Here is a 14,311-nt window from a genome sequence, read left to right on the forward strand (position 1 = left end):
AAATCGTATAATTATTATGAAATCGGGCGATCGGGTAACCGGCTTCGGCCGGGAACGGAACGCTCGGCCGGGCCCCGGGCGAGAGCGGGTCGTCGAGAGCGGATTATGTAGGGATCAGGTCGACGATGTCGTCGTGCAGCTTGGCCAGACCTTGGTTGAAACTCGCCAGACGCCCGTTGTGCGTTCGGGCGAGATACGCGAGATATGCGTCCGTCACCTGTCGATGCCCGATAACTCCCGTCATCGACACAGCGCTGTATGAAACTTCGTCCGGCCAGAACTCATGGCGGGAGTCACCGGCTATCGCCGACACGACCGCCGTTGCCGTCTGCGCCGACTGGCCTTCACGTATGAGCAGGCGCACCAGGCTGCCCTCGGTTATCGGGCAGGTCGCGAAGCGGCCGGCGGTGCCGGCAAGCCATGCTTCGGCCGCGTCGTGGTGGACGTGATCGGTGACAATGAGTGTGATCAGTACGTTGGCGTCCAGGAGAGTGGCCACTGGTCGTCGTCCATGGCGCGGACGTCCTCGCTCGTGATGACGGTGCCGAGACGCACCACCGGGAGGCCGGTCCGTTCGCTGCGGGACACCTCCGCCGCTCCACTCTGCCCCAGCCCACGACGTATGAGGTCGGCAACCGTGTCGCTCAGGGTCCGTCGGGTGCCCCTGGCAATCGACAGCGCCTGCCGATGAAGATCATCAGAAAGGTCGATCGTCGTACGCAGTCATCATTGCATCAGCTCATCACGATGCTGGTCGTGAACGTCCGCTCTCCGACAGAGCCAGGCGCTCCACCCGGCACCTGGCACGTTACCACCAGTCACGGCACGAAAGAGAGGGGTTCGAAGGATGTGAATGCGGTGCTGTTATCGCGGCAGCGGATTCACATCCTTCGACTTTCGCCCGCGCCGCCGCGCCGGAATCGGGCCGTCCAGCGCGAAAGAGGGTCAGAACAGGGTGGGGATGGCGGGGGCCAGGCCACGCAGGGCGTCGTAGTCGACGGTGACGCAGGCCAGGCCGCGGTCCGCGGCGAGCAGGCGGGCCTGTGGGGTGATCGACTGGGCCACCAGGATGCCGCGTACCGGGTGCGGCAGGAAAGGATCGTCCTGCAGCCGGGCGAGATAGCGAGTGAGCTGTTCGACGCCATCGATCTCGCCTTTGCGTTTCACCTCGACCGCGACGCTGGCGCCGTCGGGATCCCGGCAGAGCAGGTCGACCGGGCCGATGCCGGTCTCGTACTCGCGGCGTACCAGGGTGAGGCCCTCCTGGATCGCGTCCGGCCGATCGGCGAGCAGGACCTGCAGGTGTGCCTCGACGCCGTCCTTCTGCAGGCCGGGATCCACGCCGAGCTCGTGCGAGGAGTCGTGCAGGATCTCCTCGATGGTGATGACGAGCTGCTCGTCCGCGCGGTTGGTCACCTGCCAGACGCCGTCCGCCTCGGCTATCGCACAGGGCGGGCTCATCCAGTTCAGCGGCTTGTAGGCCCGCCCGTCCGCGTGGATGGACACCGATCCGTCAGCCTTCACCAGCAGCAGGCGGACGGCGCTGGGCAAGTGTGCCGTCAGTCGGCCCACATAGTCGACGCTGCACCGGGCTATCACAAGACGCACGGTTGCGCACCTTACCGCGTGCCAGCCCCAGGCGGTCCAGGGTGGGGCGGTCCGGCGTCGGGCGCACCAGCGTCGGGCGCACCGGGGGCGGGTGGTCGCGAATCCTGGGCGTCCTCGTGGATGGCTGTCAGCTCCCAGCGGGTCAGTTGCGGCAGGGCCCACCACAGCGCGACGAAGAACGCCGCGGTCGCCGAGCAGATCAGGACGGTGGCGAGCGGGCCCATCAGCACGTCGACGACGAGCAGGACGGCGCCGTTGATCCCCGCGCCCAGCATGACCAGCCCGGCCAGCGCCATGGTGTTGGCCGCGGCGACCAGCCGGGCGCGGGCACCCCGGCGGAACATGATCCGGTGGTAGGCCACCGGGCCGATCAGCAGCGCGGACGCGGCGGCGACCAGCAGCAGCGTGGCCAGGTAGAGCGCCCGTTGGAAGTCGGTGACCTGGTTCCAGCGCTGGGTGAAGGGGAGGGTCAGCAGGAAGGCGAAGAGGATCTGCACGCCGGCCTGCGCCACCCGGATCTCCTGAAGCAGTTCGCTCCAGTTCCGCTCCAGCCGCCTGGCCCGCGGCTCCGGAGCATCCTCCAGCGGGACGTCCTCCCATGGCGCTCTGTTCCGCGGGGCACTGCCCCGCGGGGCGCCGCTCTGTGAGGCACTGTCCTGCGGGGCACCGCACCGCGGAACACCGCCCGGCGAAGCGCCGCTCTGTGGAGCGCTGTCCTGTGGGGCAGCGTCTCGGGGGGCAGCGTCTCGGGGGGCGTCCGGGCGGGTGGGCATCGCCGGCCGCCTGGCGTCAGGGGGTGGACGCGACCGGCGGGCCGCTCCCCCGCGCGGCCGCTCTTCCGCCAGCCCGCTTGGCGTCTCCTCCGCCGACGCCCTCGGTTCCGCCGACGCCCTCGGTGCCGCTGGCTTCCCCGGCTTCTTCGGCGGGCTTCCGGTGGGCGTCCGCGTCGGCTGCCTCAGCGGCTTCCCCAGTTCCGGCCGCCTTCCCAGCGGCCCGCCGGGCGGCGACAAGGTCGTCGAGCAGGCGCGTCCGGTCGGCGTAACGCTGCCGGTAACGGTCCGCCCGCTCCGCGGGCAGCCTGATCAGCCGCGCCGGGTCGCCGTTGTCGGCCATGTCCGCCCGCTTCACGGCGACGGCGAGATCGTCGGCGGCGACCCGGGCGAGGTAGTCCTCCACCGGCTCCCCCGGGCGGTGGCTGAGCGCGTCGACCGCCGCCACGACCGCGGGCGGGTAACCAAGCGCGACCAGATCGTCCAGGGTGATCGCGGAGTCCTCGACGACGTCGTGGAGCACCGCCGCCATCTGCGCGTGCTCATGGTCGGCCCCGACGCCGTCCGCGATGGCGGCAACCGCCCGCATGACCCGCAGCGGATGGCCGATATACCCCTCGCCGATCTTGTCAAGCTGGCCGGTATGGGCTCGGGTGGCCAGGGCCACCGCGTCGTCCAAGGACGGAGTGTCGGAGACCATCCTGGGCACGCTACGCGCCCGCCGGCCACCTCGCACATCGGTCCCGAGCCGGCGAAACATCTCTCACCAGGCCTTTGAGGCTCTCACCAGGCATCAGTTACTTTCCGCGACGACTACTCTCCGCGAAGTCAGCGTCTCGGAGTCCAACCGGGTCAGCTGGCGGGCTGTGATCGGCCCAGGCCGTTGGCGACCCGGATGACGTCGACCACGCTGTCCATGATCTCGGTGAGGCCGTAGTCCTTCGGCGTGTACACCTCGGCGACGCCGAGGGCCTTCAGCCGCTCGGCGTCCGCCGGCGGGATGATGCCGCCGACGACCACGGGCACCTCCCCGACGCCGGCCGCGCGCAGCCCGTCGAGTACCAGGGGCACCAGTTCCATGTGCGAGCCGGAGAGCACCGACAGGCCCACGACGTGGACGTCCTCCTCCACGGCGGCGGCGACGATCTGCGCGGGCGTGAGCCGGATGCCCTGGTAGACCACTTCGAAACCGGCGTCCCGGGCGCGCACGGCGATCTGTTCGGCACCGTTGGAGTGCCCGTCCAGGCCGGGTTTGCCGACGAGGAACTTCAGCCGGCGGCCAAGCTCCTTCCCGGTCGCCACGACCCGTTCCCGCACGTCGGAGAGCTGCCGGCCGCCCGCGTGCACCGAGGACGCGGCGGACACCCCGGTGGGGGCCCGGTACTCGCCGAACACCTCCCGCAGGGCACCGGCCCACTCACCGGTGGTGACGCCCACACGGGCGCAGGCGAGGGTGGCCGGCATCAGGTTCGCGTCGGTCTTCGCCGTGTCCCGCAGGTTCTGGAGGGCCTCGTCGACGGCGCGCGCGTCGCGGCCGGCCCGCCATGCCGCAATGTCGGTGCGGGCGGCCTCCTCCACGGCCGGGTCCACCGTCTGGATGGCCGTGGTCAGGTCGGCGAGCAGCGGGTTCGGCTCGGTGGTGGTGAAGGCGTTGACGCCCACCACCACGTCCTCGCCCGACTCGATACGCACCCGGCGGGTCGCGTGCGAACGGACGAGCTCGGACTTCATGTAGCCGCTTTCGACCGCGGCAACCGCGCCGCCCATGGCCTGCACCCGGTCGATCTCGGCCTGGGCGGCCTCGGCGAGCTCGGCCACCCGGCGCTCCACGACGACGGAGCCCTCGAACAGGTCGGGGTACTCCAACAGGTCGGTCTCGTGGGCGAGGATCTGCTGGATGCGCAGGGACCACTGCTGGTCCCAGGGCCGGGGTAGGCCGAGCGCCTCGTTCCAGGCCGGCAGCTGCAGCGCCCGGCAGCGGGCGTCCTTCGACAGCGTCACGCCGAGGGCTTCCAGCACGATCCGGATGACGTTGTTCTCCGGCTGCGCCTCGGTCAGGCCGAGGGAGTTGACCTGGACGCCGTAGCGGAACCGCCGGTGCCGCGGGTCCTCGACGCCGTAGCGGGTCCGCAGCAGGGTGTCCCACAGCCGCGTGAACGCCCGCATCTTGCACAGCTCCTCGACGAAGCGGACGCCGGCGTTGACGAAGAAGGAGATCCGGGCGCACACCTCGCCGGTGCGTTCCGCCGGCACCTGCCCGGAGGCGACCACGGCGTCGAGCACGGCGATGGCCGTGCACATCGAGTAGGCGATCTCCTGGACGGGGGTGGCACCCGCCTCCTGCAGGTGGTAACTGCAGATGTTGATCGGGTTCCATCTGGGGATCTCGGTCACCGTGTAGGCGATCATGTCTGTGATCAGCCGCAGCGATGGCGCGGGCGGGAACACGTACGTCCCGCGGGAGAGGTACTCCTTGATGATGTCGTTCTGGGTGGTGCCGGTGAGCGCGGCGACGTCCGCGCCCTGCTCCTGTGCGACGACCTGGTAGAGCGCGAGCAGCCACATGGCCGTCGCGTTGATCGTCATCGAGGTGTTCATCCGGTTTAGCGGGATGTCGTGGAACAGCGCGCGCATGTCGCCGACGTGGGCGATCGGCACGCCGACCTTGCCCACCTCGCCGCGGGCGAGCTCGTGGTCGGGGTCGTAGCCGGTCTGGGTCGGCAGGTCGAAGGCGACCGAGAGCCCGGTCTGCCCCTTGGCCAGGTTCCGGCGGTAGAGGGCGTTGGTCTCGGCCGGGCTGGAGTGCCCCGCGTAGGTCCGGATGATCCACGGTCGGTCCCGCTGGGGACGAGCCTGCTCGGTGAGGTCCTGCCGTGCCGCATCCGCCATCGCCGCACCCGTTCCCGAAGGGATTGTCGGACGTCCAGAAGCGTACCGGCGCGGGTCGTCAGCCGCCCGAACAGAGCGGAGGGCGACCCTGCCACACGGTGAACAGGCCGGTGGGCAGGCCGTCGCAGGCGCCGGGGCCCTGCGCGATCCGCTGCCACGGGCCGTTACCCGTCCGCTTCCACACCTGCGGGTTCGGCGGGGCCGGGGTGACGCCCGCGACCTGCGCGAGGCCCACGGCCCAGTACTCGTCGGCGGGGCTGTCGACACCCTCGACAGCCCCGTAGAAGAGCTTTCCCTGCGGTATGACGACGTCGTCAGTGGCCACCCCCGCGATGCCGCCTTCCCGCAGGGCGTACGCGAGGCTCGCGCTGAAGGCCCGCCTGTCCACCAGCCGCACCCGCATCTGGTGGGCCGCGCCCGGCTGGCGGCTGCCCTCCCAGGCGGACGGTTCCAGCGGCGGCTGCGCCTCAGCCGGAGGCGCGACCGTGGGCGCCGGCCGGGGGGCGGGTGTCTTCGTCGGTGCCGTGGCCAGGCCGATGGCCGCTCCCAGACCGATCGCGGCGGCGAACGCGCCCGCGATGACCAGCGGGCGGCGCGGGTCGGTGGGCTGGCCACCGCCTGCGCGGTACGCGGGACCATCCGCTGGGTTCAGCCGCTGCGCATCGACGTCGAGCATGTTCCTCCCCGGCCGGCTCCATCATCCCATGGTGCACGGCCGCGCCCCGTCACCGGGGCACCGCCGTTCACGCTGGTCGGCCACAGCCCACCACACCGGCCGATCCGACGTGCCGGCCGGTCGCCGCGTAGCGGCCGGTTACCGCGGATCAGGCATGACCGACATGGAACAGGTCGGCGTCCTCGACCTGGAGGAAACGTCCGAGACGGTTCGCCGACAGCAGCCGGCCCAGATCGTCGGGTACGTCCACGAGCACCATCGACCGCCCGGAACGCCGGGCCCGCCGCACCCCGCCGAGCAGCACGCCGAGCGCCGCCTGGTCGGCGAGCTCCAGACCGGCCACGTTCACCCGCAGCCGCCCCCGGCCGCAGTCGATCGCGGTGTGCAGGCGCAGCCGCAGATCACCGACCGTCCGCACGTCGACCCGGCCGTGCAGGCGCACAGTCTGCAACTCCCTGCCGCCGTCGTTACGAAACGTCACGTTTTTGCCCATCAGGCCTCCCGTCCCCCCGTCCCCCCTGATCCACGCCCTGACCGGTCGGGCATCCGCAAGCACCCGGGGCCTTCCTTCCGGCGACACGGGCGAAGCTGCGTTCGTGTCACCTGAAGGCCGGCCAGGGCATGCCCGGCGATCAGAGGTTGTCGGACGTGGCCGGCCGTGTATCTCGGCCGACGGTTTCCATACCCTCCGTTTCGATCCGTGTCACGTCAGCGGCGAAGCGTGTGACGCCTCATCTGTAATGCCAGTATCCATGGTCGCAGAGTGGCCGTTCAGATGGGCTGATGTGTACAACGGCAGGATTGTCACGCACGGAAGTACCGCAACTTGACAGGAATATAAACACGCAACACGAACAACTATAACGCTATGTTTACCCAAGATTACGCTTACGACTGCGACGCGACCCACGCGCGAACGCCTGCGCGCGGCCGGCGGCGCTGAGACGATGAAGACCGTCCGGCCCGCCGGCCCGGACAGCCGGGAGGTGACGGTGCCACTGAACAGCCTGCACTACACGATCGGTCCGGCCATCGCCGTCGCCGCCACCGCCGTACTCGTGGCGGTGTGCAGATGGGTCTTCACACCGACCCGGACGCGCGGCAACCCGGACGTCCCCTTCCAGCATGCCGACTTCGGCATGCTGGTACCTGTGGCCACGCTGCGCACATCATCGGACGCGGACCGGCTGCGCCAGCTCCTGCGCCAGCACGGGATCCGGTCGACCTCGGGCACGGCCGCACTCGGCCCGATCCAGGTGAACGCCGACGGGAAGCTACGGCGCCACCACACCGCCGCCTGGCACGTCATGGTGTTTCCCGAGGACTCCATGCGAGCCCGCGCGGTGGTGGCTGGCACGGAACGGGACTGGGCCTGACGGACAGGACCGGGCCTGACAACAGCCGGGCCCGCGTCCGCCCCGTGCCCGGTCCACGCCCGTGCCCGCTGGGCCCGGGCCAGCCTGCTCGACGGCCGGCCCGCTCAGCGATCGTCCCGCCGTGCGTCCGGCCCACCGCGTGGCTCCCGCCGGATGTCCGCGCCGAGCAGGCGCAGCTGCTCGGCAAAGGCGGCGTAGCCACGGTCGATGTGATGGACCTCGCTGACGCTGGTGATCCCCTCGGCCACCAGGCCGGCCAGCACGAGCCCGGCCCCCGCCCGCACGTCCGAGGCCGCCACGTGCGTACCGACCAGGCGGTCGCTGCGGCGCACCACGACATGGTGGCCGTCGGTGCGCAGGTCCGCGCCGAGCTTGCTCAGCTCACGGCAGAACACGAAGCGGCTGTCGAAGACGTTCTCGGTGATCAGGGAGACGCCCTCGCTGACCGCCTCCAGGGCAATGGTCTGCGGCAGGAGATCCGTCGGGAAGCCCGGGTAGGGCAGGGTCACCACGTCGATCGAACGCGGCGGGCGCTCCGCGCGGACCCGGAAGCCGTCCGGCCGGGTGTCCACGGTGGCGCCGGCCGTCGTCAGCTTGTCGAGCACGATCTCCAGATGGTCGGCGCGGCCGCCCCGGACCAGCACGTCGCCGCCGGTCATGAGCGCGCCGATGGCGAACGTGCCGGCGACGATCCGGTCCGCGACGGTGTCGTGCGTGGTCGGCCGCAGCTCGTCGACCCCCTCGATGACCAGCGTGGACGTGCCCGCGCCGTCGAGACGCGCGCCCATGGAGACCAGCATCGCGCACAGATCGGCGATCTCGGGCTCCCGGGCGGCATTGTCGATCACCGTGGTGCCCTTGGCGAGCACCCCGGCCATCAGCAGGTTCTCGGTGGCGCCGACGCTGGGGAAGTCCAGCCAGATCGACGCCCCCTGCAGACGGCCGGACGAACGGGCCACCAGGATCCCGGACTCGACGTCCACCACGGCGCCGAGCTTGGCCAGCCCGCTGACGTGCATGTCGAGCGCGCGCGCGCCGATGGCGTCCCCACCGGGAAGCGCCACCCGTGCCTCGCCGCACCGGGCGACCAGCGGCCCGAGCACCACCACCGACGCCCGGATCCGCCGGACGAGATCGCTGTCGGCCGCGGCGGTGGGCCGCTCCGGCACGTCGATCGACAGTGAGCCCTCGGCAACGTCCCGCTCGACGCTCGCCCCGAGCGCGCGCAGGACGTCGGCCATGACGTTCACGTCAAGAATGTCGGGTACCGAGCGAAGAGTCGTGCGGCCGCACGCCAGCAGGCTCGCGGCCATCAGCTTGAGCACGGAGTTCTTCGCTCCCGGGACATCCACCCCGCCGACCAGCTGACAGCCGCCCGTGGCGACGAACCGTTCCACGGAAGTCGATGGTAGGGCCTTGTCGGCCGCTGTCCGGGGTCGGCCCACCGGCACGGCAAGGCCGGATCGGCACCCGGCCGGCCCGCCCCGCCCGTCCCCAGCAGGGCCAACCGGCCGACTCGCGAGAAAAGCCCCGTCTGTCTCGGCCCACCGCGAAAATCCCGTGACCGCCATTCCCGTGCGGGAAGTTTTTGCCACCGAGAAAAATCCGCTCAAGTACTGATACGGGACCCGGGTGGCCGCCGGGGCCACCCCACCTGGCGGCACCAGCACCGAAACGCGGGCCGGCCGGCAAGCCGCGATCACAGGAACTCGCGCGCGTGAGAACCGGCGGAGCGCCTACAGTGTGGCGACATGGCCATCCACCTGACCCGGATCTATACGCGGACCGGGGACGACGGTACGACCGCGCTCGGCGACACCTCCCGAGTCCGCAAGACCGACCCGCGGCTGGCCGCGTACGCGGACGTGGACGAGACGAACGCCACCATCGGTGTGGCGCTGGCCCTCGGCGCCCTCAGCGAGGACGTTCGGGCGTTACTTGCCCAGGTGCAGAACGACCTCTTCGACCTCGGCGCCGACCTGTGCACACCGATCGTGGACAGCCCGTCGTTCCCTCCGCTGCGGGTGAGCCAGGCCTACATCGACCGCCTTGAGGAAGCCTGCGACCGGTACAACGAGCGTCTGCCCAAGCTGAACTCGTTCATCCTGCCGGGCGGTTCACCCGGCGCCGCCCTGCTGCATGTCTCGCGGACGGTGGCCCGCCGCGCGGAACGCTCGGCCTGGGCGCTGCTGGAAGACGATCCGGACCGCACCAGCCCCCTGCCCGTCCGCTATCTCAACCGGCTTTCGGACCTGCTGTTCATCCTCTCCCGTGTCGCCAACCCCGGCGGCGACGTCCTCTGGCAGCCCGGCGCGGGCCGCTGACAACCCAGCAGCTGACAACGCAACAAAGGCCGGTGGCGACGCGGTTGTGGTTCTCCGCGTCGCCACCGGCCTTCTCGGTGCCGCTGGTCCGGGTCAGGTGGTGGGGGTCGACAGGGTCGCGTGCTCGGCGAGGATGCTCACGCCCTGGTCGGTCACGGACAGAAAACCGCCGTCCACCGCGACGGTCAGGGTCTCGCTACCGATCTTGATCCGCACCTCACCGCCCTGGACGAGAACCCCGAGCAACGGGACGTGCCTGGGCAGCACCCCGATCTCACCCTCCGTGGTCCGAGCGATGACCATGTCGGCATCCCCTGACCACACCTCCCGCTCCGGCGAGACGATCGCCACCCGTATCGGCATCGCGTTGCCGTCCTTCCTGCCGTCACATCACAACGTTCGCGTTAGAGGAGTTCCTTGGCCTTCTTCTCGGCGTCCTCGATACCGCCGCACATGAAGAACGCCTGCTCGGGGAGGTGGTCGTAGTCGCCTTCGGTCAGTTTCTTGAAGGACTTGATCGTCTCTTCGAGCGGGACGAAGGTGCCCGGGATACCGGTGAACTGCTCGGCGACGAAGAACGGCTGCGACAGGAAGCGCTGGATGCGCCGCGCCCGGTTGACGAGAATCTTGTCCTCCTCGGACAGCTCGTCGATACCGAGAATGGCGATGATGTCCTGCAGGTCCTTGTAGCGCTGCAGGATGCGCTGCACCTCGCGGGCGACGTCGTAGTGCTCCTGCCCGAGGTAGCGGGCGTCGAGGATGCGGGAGCTGGAGTCCAGCGGGTCGACGGCGGGGTAGATCCCCAGGTCGGAGATGGCCCGTGAGAGCACCGTGGTGGCGTCGAGGTGGGTGAAGGTGGTGTGCGGCGCCGGGTCGGTGATGTCGTCCGCGGGGACGTAGATCGCCTGGAGCGAGGTGATCGAGTGGCCGCGCGTCGAGGTGATCCGCTCCTGCAGGACGCCCATCTCGTCAGCCAGCGTCGGCTGGTAGCCCACCGCGCTCGGCATCCGTCCGAGCAGGGTGGAGACCTCCGAGCCGGCCTGGGTGAACCGGAAGATGTTGTCGATGAACAGCAGCACGTCCTGCTTCTGGACGTCGCGGAAGTACTCCGCCATGGTCAGCGCCGCGAGCGCGATCCGCAGCCGGGTGCCGGGCGGCTCGTCCATCTGGCCGAAGACCAGCGCGGTGTCGTTGATGACGCCGGCCTCGGTCATCTCCAGGAACAGGTCGTTGCCCTCACGGGTACGCTCCCCGACCCCGGCGAACACCGAGACACCGCTGAACTGCTTGGCAACACGGTTGATCATCTCCTGGATGACGACCGTCTTGCCCACGCCCGCGCCGCCGAACAGGCCGATCTTCCCACCGCGGACGTAGGGCGCCAGCAGGTCGATGACCTTGATCCCGGTCGGGAACATCTCCGTCTTCGACTCGAGCTGGTCGAAGGCGGGCGCCGTGGCGTGGATCGACCGGCGCACGTCGGTGTCGACACTGGGGACGTCCAGCGGCTCGCCGAGCACGTTGAACACGTGCCCTCGGGTGGCGTTGCCGACGGGGACGGTGATCGGCGAACCGGTGTCCTGGACGGGCGCCCCACGGACCAGACCGTCGGTCTGCTGCATGGAGATCGTCCGTACGGTGTTCTCACCGATGTGCTGCGCGACCTCGAGGGTGAGAGTCGCGGTCTGTCCGTTGATGGTGCGGTCGACGCGCAGCGCGCGGTAGATCTCGGGGATCTCCTCGGGCGCGAACTCCACATCGACGACCGGGCCGATTACACGGGCGACCCGGCCGATCCCAGGGGCCTTGCCCTCCGCCGCGGCGGGCGAGGTGGTGGTGACGGTCATGGCGTCCTCAGTTTCACTTGTGCCCTGAAGTCACCGGCCGCTACCTGAAGGATGCCGGTGGCTTCGGGCAGTTTCACTTGTGCCCTGAAGCCACCGGCCACTCCGTGTGGATGCCCGCAACATCAGGTCTGGTTGATCTTCTTGGCTATGATGGTCGTCGATGCCGGTGCTTCCCTCGGGACCCGCCCACGCCAGAGGCATGGCCGCGCCGCCTTCAGCTCCGCTGCCCTGCCTGAGCCAGCTTAGGAGGCCTGAGCGAGTGCGTTGGCGCCTCCGACAATTTCCGATATCTCCTGCGTGATCGCGTCCTGACGGGCCGCGTTGGCCCGCCGGGTGTAGGTCTTGATCAGCTCACCCGCGTTGTCGGTCGCGGACTTCATCGCCCGCTGCCGCGCCGCCGACTCGGATGCCGCAGACTCCAGCAGGGACGCGTACAGCCGGCTTTCGACGTACCGCGGCAGCAGGGCGTCCAGGACACCTTCGGCGGACGGCTCGAACTCGTACTGCGGGAGCGGGCCACCGGGCGGGGGCTCGGTGGTCTTCTCCAGCACCAGTGGAAGGATGCGGTGGGCAACCGGCCGTTGCGTCAGCGTGTTCACGTACTCGGTGAAAACCAGGTGGATCTCGTCCACGCCAGCGGCCTCACTCGACTCGACGAACCGCGCGATGAGCGCGTCGGCGACTTCCTTGGCGTTGTCGTAACCGGGCTGCTCGGAGAAGCCGGTGAACTCCCCGGCCAGTTCCCTGCCACGGAACCGGTAGTAGGTGACGGCCTTGCGGCCGACCGCGTACAGGACCGGTTCCTTGCCCTCGGCGCGCAGCAGTTCCAGCAGCTCACCGGTGCGACGCAGCACGTTGGCGTTGTAGCCGCCAGCAAGACCACGATCGCTGGTGATCACGAGAACCGCCGCGCGGCGAGCCTCGGGGTGCTCGGTCGTCAGGGGGTGGCGGACCGTGGTCTGCGACGCGACCGCGGAGATCACCCGGGTGATCTCGTCGGCGTACGGCCGGGACGCGGCCACCCTTGCCTTGGCCTTGACGATCCGGGACGCCGCGATGAGCTCCATCGCCCGAGTGATCTTCTTGGTCGACTGTACCGACCGGATGCGGCGCCGGTATTCGCGGAGCTGACCGGCCATGGCTTAGTCCTCGTCCCGCGGCTTCGGCTGGTGCACCTTGATCGACTCCTGCTCCACCTCGGCGGGGTCCAGGGTGTCGGGCACCGGCTCGTTGATCAGGGGCTGACCGCCGGAGAGCGCGAACTCGGTCTTGAACTTCGCGATCAGATGCTCGAGCGCGGCAAGGGTGTCGTCGTCGAGCTTGCCGGTCTCGCGGATCGTCTTGAACAGCCCTGGCTGGGTCCGCTCGACGAACTCGAGGAACTCGCTTTCGAACCGGCGGATGTCGCCGATCGGCACCTCGTCGAGGTGGCCGGTCGTCCCCGCCCAGATCGAGACGACCTCGCGCTCGACCGAGAACGGCTGGAACTGCGGCTGCTTGAGCAGCTCGACCAGGCGCGCGCCCCGGTCGAGCTGGGCGCGCGACGCCTTGTCCAGGTCGGAGCCGAACGCCGAGAACGCCTCCAGCTCGCGGTACTGGGCAAGGTCGAGACGCAGTCGGCCGGCGACGGACTTCATCGCCTTGACCTGGGCGCTGCCACCGACCCGGGAAACCGAGGTACCGACGTTGATGGCCGGCCGGACACCCTGGTTGAACAGGTCGGTCTCGAGGAAGATCTGCCCGTCGGTGATGGAGATGACGTTCGTCGGGATGTAGGCGGAGATGTCGTTGCCCTTGGTCTCGATGATCGGCAGACCGGTCAGCGACCCGCCACCGAGCTCGTCCGAGAGCTTCGCGCAACGCTCGAGCAGCCGGGAGTGCAGGTAGAAGACGTCGCCGGGGTAGGCCTCACGGCCCGGCGGGCGACGCAGCAGCAGCGAGATGGCCCGGTATGCCTCGGCCTGCTTGGACAGGTCGTCGAAGACGATCAGGCCGTGCTGGCCGTTGTACATCCAGTGCTGGCCGATCGCGGAACCGGTGTAGGGCGCAAGGTACTTGAAACCGGCCGGCTGGTCGGCGGGAGCGGCGACAATGGTCGTGTAGGCCAGCGCGCCGGTCTCCTCCAGGGTGTTCAGAACGTCCCGGATCGTCGACTTCTTCTGGCCGATCGCCACATAGACGCACTTGACCTGGAGCTTCGGGTCCCCGGTCGCCCAGTTCTCGCGCTGGTTGATGATCGTGTCGAGGGCGACCGAGCTCTTGCCGGTCTGCCGGTCGCCGATGATGAGCTGGCGCTGGCCACGCCCGATGGCGGTCATCGCGTCGATGGCCTTGATGCCGGTCTGCAACGGCTCCTTGACCGGCTGGCGCTGCACGACCGTGGGCGCCTGCAGCTCAAGGGCCCGGCTCTCGGTCGAGACGATCTCCCCGAGGCCGTCGATCGGGCGGCCGAGAGGGTCGACGACCCGGCCGAGGAAGCCGTCCCCGACCGGGACGGAGAGGATCTCGCCGGTGCGGCGGACCTCCTGCCCCTCCTCGATGTGCTCGGACTCACCCAGCAGAACGCAGCCGATCTCGCCCACGTCCAGGTTGAGCGCGAGGCCGAGCACCCCGCCGTGGAACTCCAGCAGCTCGTTGGTCATGGCGTGCGGCAGACCCTCGACCCGCGCGATGCCGTCGCCCGCGACGACGACCCGGCCGACCTCCTCGCGCTCTCCGGCGGATGCCTGGTAGGAGTCGACGTAGTCCCGGAGGGCGGCGCGGATTTCCTCCGGTCGGATGGAGAGCTCAGTCATCGCTTTGGTCCTTCAGCAGATGGTGC

Annotated in this window: 15 protein-coding genes; 2 read left to right on the top strand and 13 right to left on the bottom strand. The window is 69.7% G+C overall.

All coding sequences use genetic code 11. The features are described 5' to 3' along the window. Nucleotides 1-103: 103 nt before the first annotated feature. The 8 genes from FSYMDG_RS18860 to FSYMDG_RS18890 form a co-directional block, all read right to left on the bottom strand. Nucleotides 104-499, bottom strand: a complete 396-nt coding sequence (locus tag FSYMDG_RS18860; RefSeq protein ID WP_013874987.1) for a TA system VapC family ribonuclease toxin — start codon at nucleotides 497-499, stop codon at nucleotides 104-106. After that, entirely contained in the window at nucleotides 469-723 is a 255-nt protein-coding gene (locus FSYMDG_RS29825; protein ID WP_013874988.1) for a hypothetical protein, read from the bottom strand. The genes FSYMDG_RS18860 and FSYMDG_RS29825 overlap by 31 nt, the downstream gene beginning before the upstream one ends. Before the next feature lie 222 nt (nucleotides 724-945). Then, on the bottom strand, nucleotides 946-1,608 hold the full coding sequence (gene nucS, locus FSYMDG_RS18865) for an endonuclease NucS (protein WP_013874989.1): 663 nt from the start codon (nucleotides 1,606-1,608) through the stop codon (nucleotides 946-948). Between the two features lie 11 nt (nucleotides 1,609-1,619). Then, nucleotides 1,620-2,381, bottom strand: a complete 762-nt coding sequence (locus FSYMDG_RS18870) for a DUF6328 family protein (RefSeq protein WP_258165206.1) — start codon at nucleotides 2,379-2,381, stop codon at nucleotides 1,620-1,622. Between the two features lie 16 nt (nucleotides 2,382-2,397). Next, on the bottom strand, nucleotides 2,398-3,078 hold the full coding sequence (locus tag FSYMDG_RS18875; RefSeq protein ID WP_131792737.1) for an HD domain-containing protein: 681 nt from the start codon (nucleotides 3,076-3,078) through the stop codon (nucleotides 2,398-2,400). A 152-nt stretch (nucleotides 3,079-3,230) separates the two neighbouring features. Continuing rightward, nucleotides 3,231-5,267, bottom strand: a complete 2,037-nt coding sequence (locus FSYMDG_RS18880; protein WP_013874992.1) for a protein meaA — start codon at nucleotides 5,265-5,267, stop codon at nucleotides 3,231-3,233. Nucleotides 5,268-5,325: 58 nt separating this feature from the next. After that, nucleotides 5,326-5,943: a hypothetical protein gene (locus FSYMDG_RS18885; protein WP_013874993.1), complete on the bottom strand. Its 618-nt coding sequence runs from the start codon at nucleotides 5,941-5,943 to the stop codon at nucleotides 5,326-5,328. 148 nt (nucleotides 5,944-6,091) lie between these two features. Beyond that, nucleotides 6,092-6,436 carry an STAS domain-containing protein gene (locus FSYMDG_RS18890; RefSeq protein WP_013874994.1) on the bottom strand — a complete coding sequence of 115 codons (345 nt, stop codon included), beginning with the start codon at nucleotides 6,434-6,436 and terminating at the stop codon, nucleotides 6,092-6,094. Nucleotides 6,437-6,890: 454 nt separating this feature from the next. Between FSYMDG_RS18890 and FSYMDG_RS27605 the strand changes: the two genes are divergently transcribed. Next, nucleotides 6,891-7,319, top strand: a complete 429-nt coding sequence (locus FSYMDG_RS27605; RefSeq protein ID WP_013874995.1) for a hypothetical protein — start codon at nucleotides 6,891-6,893, stop codon at nucleotides 7,317-7,319. 104 nt (nucleotides 7,320-7,423) lie between these two features. On the opposite strand, the gene murA is transcribed toward FSYMDG_RS27605, so the two are convergent. Next, complete coding sequence (gene murA, locus FSYMDG_RS18900; protein WP_013874996.1) at nucleotides 7,424-8,716, bottom strand: UDP-N-acetylglucosamine 1-carboxyvinyltransferase; 1,293 nt, start codon at nucleotides 8,714-8,716, stop codon at nucleotides 7,424-7,426. 354 nt (nucleotides 8,717-9,070) lie between these two features. Between murA and FSYMDG_RS18905 the strand changes: the two genes are divergently transcribed. Then, nucleotides 9,071-9,643: a cob(I)yrinic acid a,c-diamide adenosyltransferase gene (locus FSYMDG_RS18905; RefSeq protein ID WP_013874997.1), complete on the top strand. Its 573-nt coding sequence runs from the start codon at nucleotides 9,071-9,073 to the stop codon at nucleotides 9,641-9,643. A 93-nt stretch (nucleotides 9,644-9,736) separates the two neighbouring features. On the opposite strand, the gene FSYMDG_RS18910 is transcribed toward FSYMDG_RS18905, so the two are convergent. From FSYMDG_RS18910 to atpA, 4 genes are all read right to left on the bottom strand, one after another. Beyond that, on the bottom strand, nucleotides 9,737-10,006 hold the full coding sequence (locus tag FSYMDG_RS18910) for a F0F1 ATP synthase subunit epsilon (protein ID WP_013874998.1): 270 nt from the start codon (nucleotides 10,004-10,006) through the stop codon (nucleotides 9,737-9,739). A 41-nt stretch (nucleotides 10,007-10,047) separates the two neighbouring features. Continuing rightward, complete coding sequence (gene atpD / locus FSYMDG_RS18915; protein WP_013874999.1) at nucleotides 10,048-11,490, bottom strand: F0F1 ATP synthase subunit beta; 1,443 nt, start codon at nucleotides 11,488-11,490, stop codon at nucleotides 10,048-10,050. Nucleotides 11,491-11,732: 242 nt separating this feature from the next. Next, a complete protein-coding gene (locus tag FSYMDG_RS18920; protein ID WP_013875000.1) occupies nucleotides 11,733-12,629 on the bottom strand; it encodes a F0F1 ATP synthase subunit gamma in 897 nt (298 codons plus the stop codon). Between the two features lie 3 nt (nucleotides 12,630-12,632). Next, the gene (atpA, locus tag FSYMDG_RS18925) at nucleotides 12,633-14,285 is read right to left on the bottom strand and encodes a F0F1 ATP synthase subunit alpha (RefSeq protein ID WP_013875001.1); all 1,653 of its coding nucleotides are present in this window, start codon (nucleotides 14,283-14,285) and stop codon (nucleotides 12,633-12,635) included. Nucleotides 14,286-14,311: the final 26 nt, after the last annotated feature.

It is taken from the genome of Candidatus Protofrankia datiscae (assembly GCF_000177615.2).
GTDB classification, from domain to species: domain Bacteria; phylum Actinomycetota; class Actinomycetes; order Frankiales; family Frankiaceae; genus Protofrankia; species Protofrankia coriariae.

Bases quoted from the DNA above. Each gene is read 5' to 3' on its own strand.
- FSYMDG_RS18890 (WP_013874994.1), bottom strand. From the start codon at position 6,436: ATGGGCAAAAACGTGACGTTTCGTAACGACGGCGGCAGGGAGTTGCAG.
- FSYMDG_RS18885 (WP_013874993.1), bottom strand. From the start codon at position 5,943: ATGCTCGACGTCGATGCGCAGCGGCTGAACCCAGCGGATGGTCCCGCG.
- FSYMDG_RS18910 (WP_013874998.1), bottom strand. From the start codon at position 10,006: ATGCCGATACGGGTGGCGATCGTCTCGCCGGAGCGGGAGGTGTGGTCA.
- FSYMDG_RS18875 (WP_131792737.1), bottom strand. From the start codon at position 3,078: ATGGTCTCCGACACTCCGTCCTTGGACGACGCGGTGGCCCTGGCCACC.
- FSYMDG_RS18920 (WP_013875000.1), bottom strand. From the start codon at position 12,629: ATGGCCGGTCAGCTCCGCGAATACCGGCGCCGCATCCGGTCGGTACAG.
- FSYMDG_RS18870 (WP_258165206.1), bottom strand. From the start codon at position 2,381: ATGCCCACCCGCCCGGACGCCCCCCGAGACGCTGCCCCCCGAGACGCT.
- atpA (WP_013875001.1), bottom strand. From the start codon at position 14,285: ATGACTGAGCTCTCCATCCGACCGGAGGAAATCCGCGCCGCCCTCCGG.
- FSYMDG_RS18880 (WP_013874992.1), bottom strand. From the start codon at position 5,267: ATGGCGGATGCGGCACGGCAGGACCTCACCGAGCAGGCTCGTCCCCAG.
- FSYMDG_RS27605 (WP_013874995.1), top strand. From the start codon at position 6,891: ATGAAGACCGTCCGGCCCGCCGGCCCGGACAGCCGGGAGGTGACGGTG.
- FSYMDG_RS18905 (WP_013874997.1), top strand. From the start codon at position 9,071: ATGGCCATCCACCTGACCCGGATCTATACGCGGACCGGGGACGACGGT.
- atpD (WP_013874999.1), bottom strand. From the start codon at position 11,490: ATGACCGTCACCACCACCTCGCCCGCCGCGGCGGAGGGCAAGGCCCCT.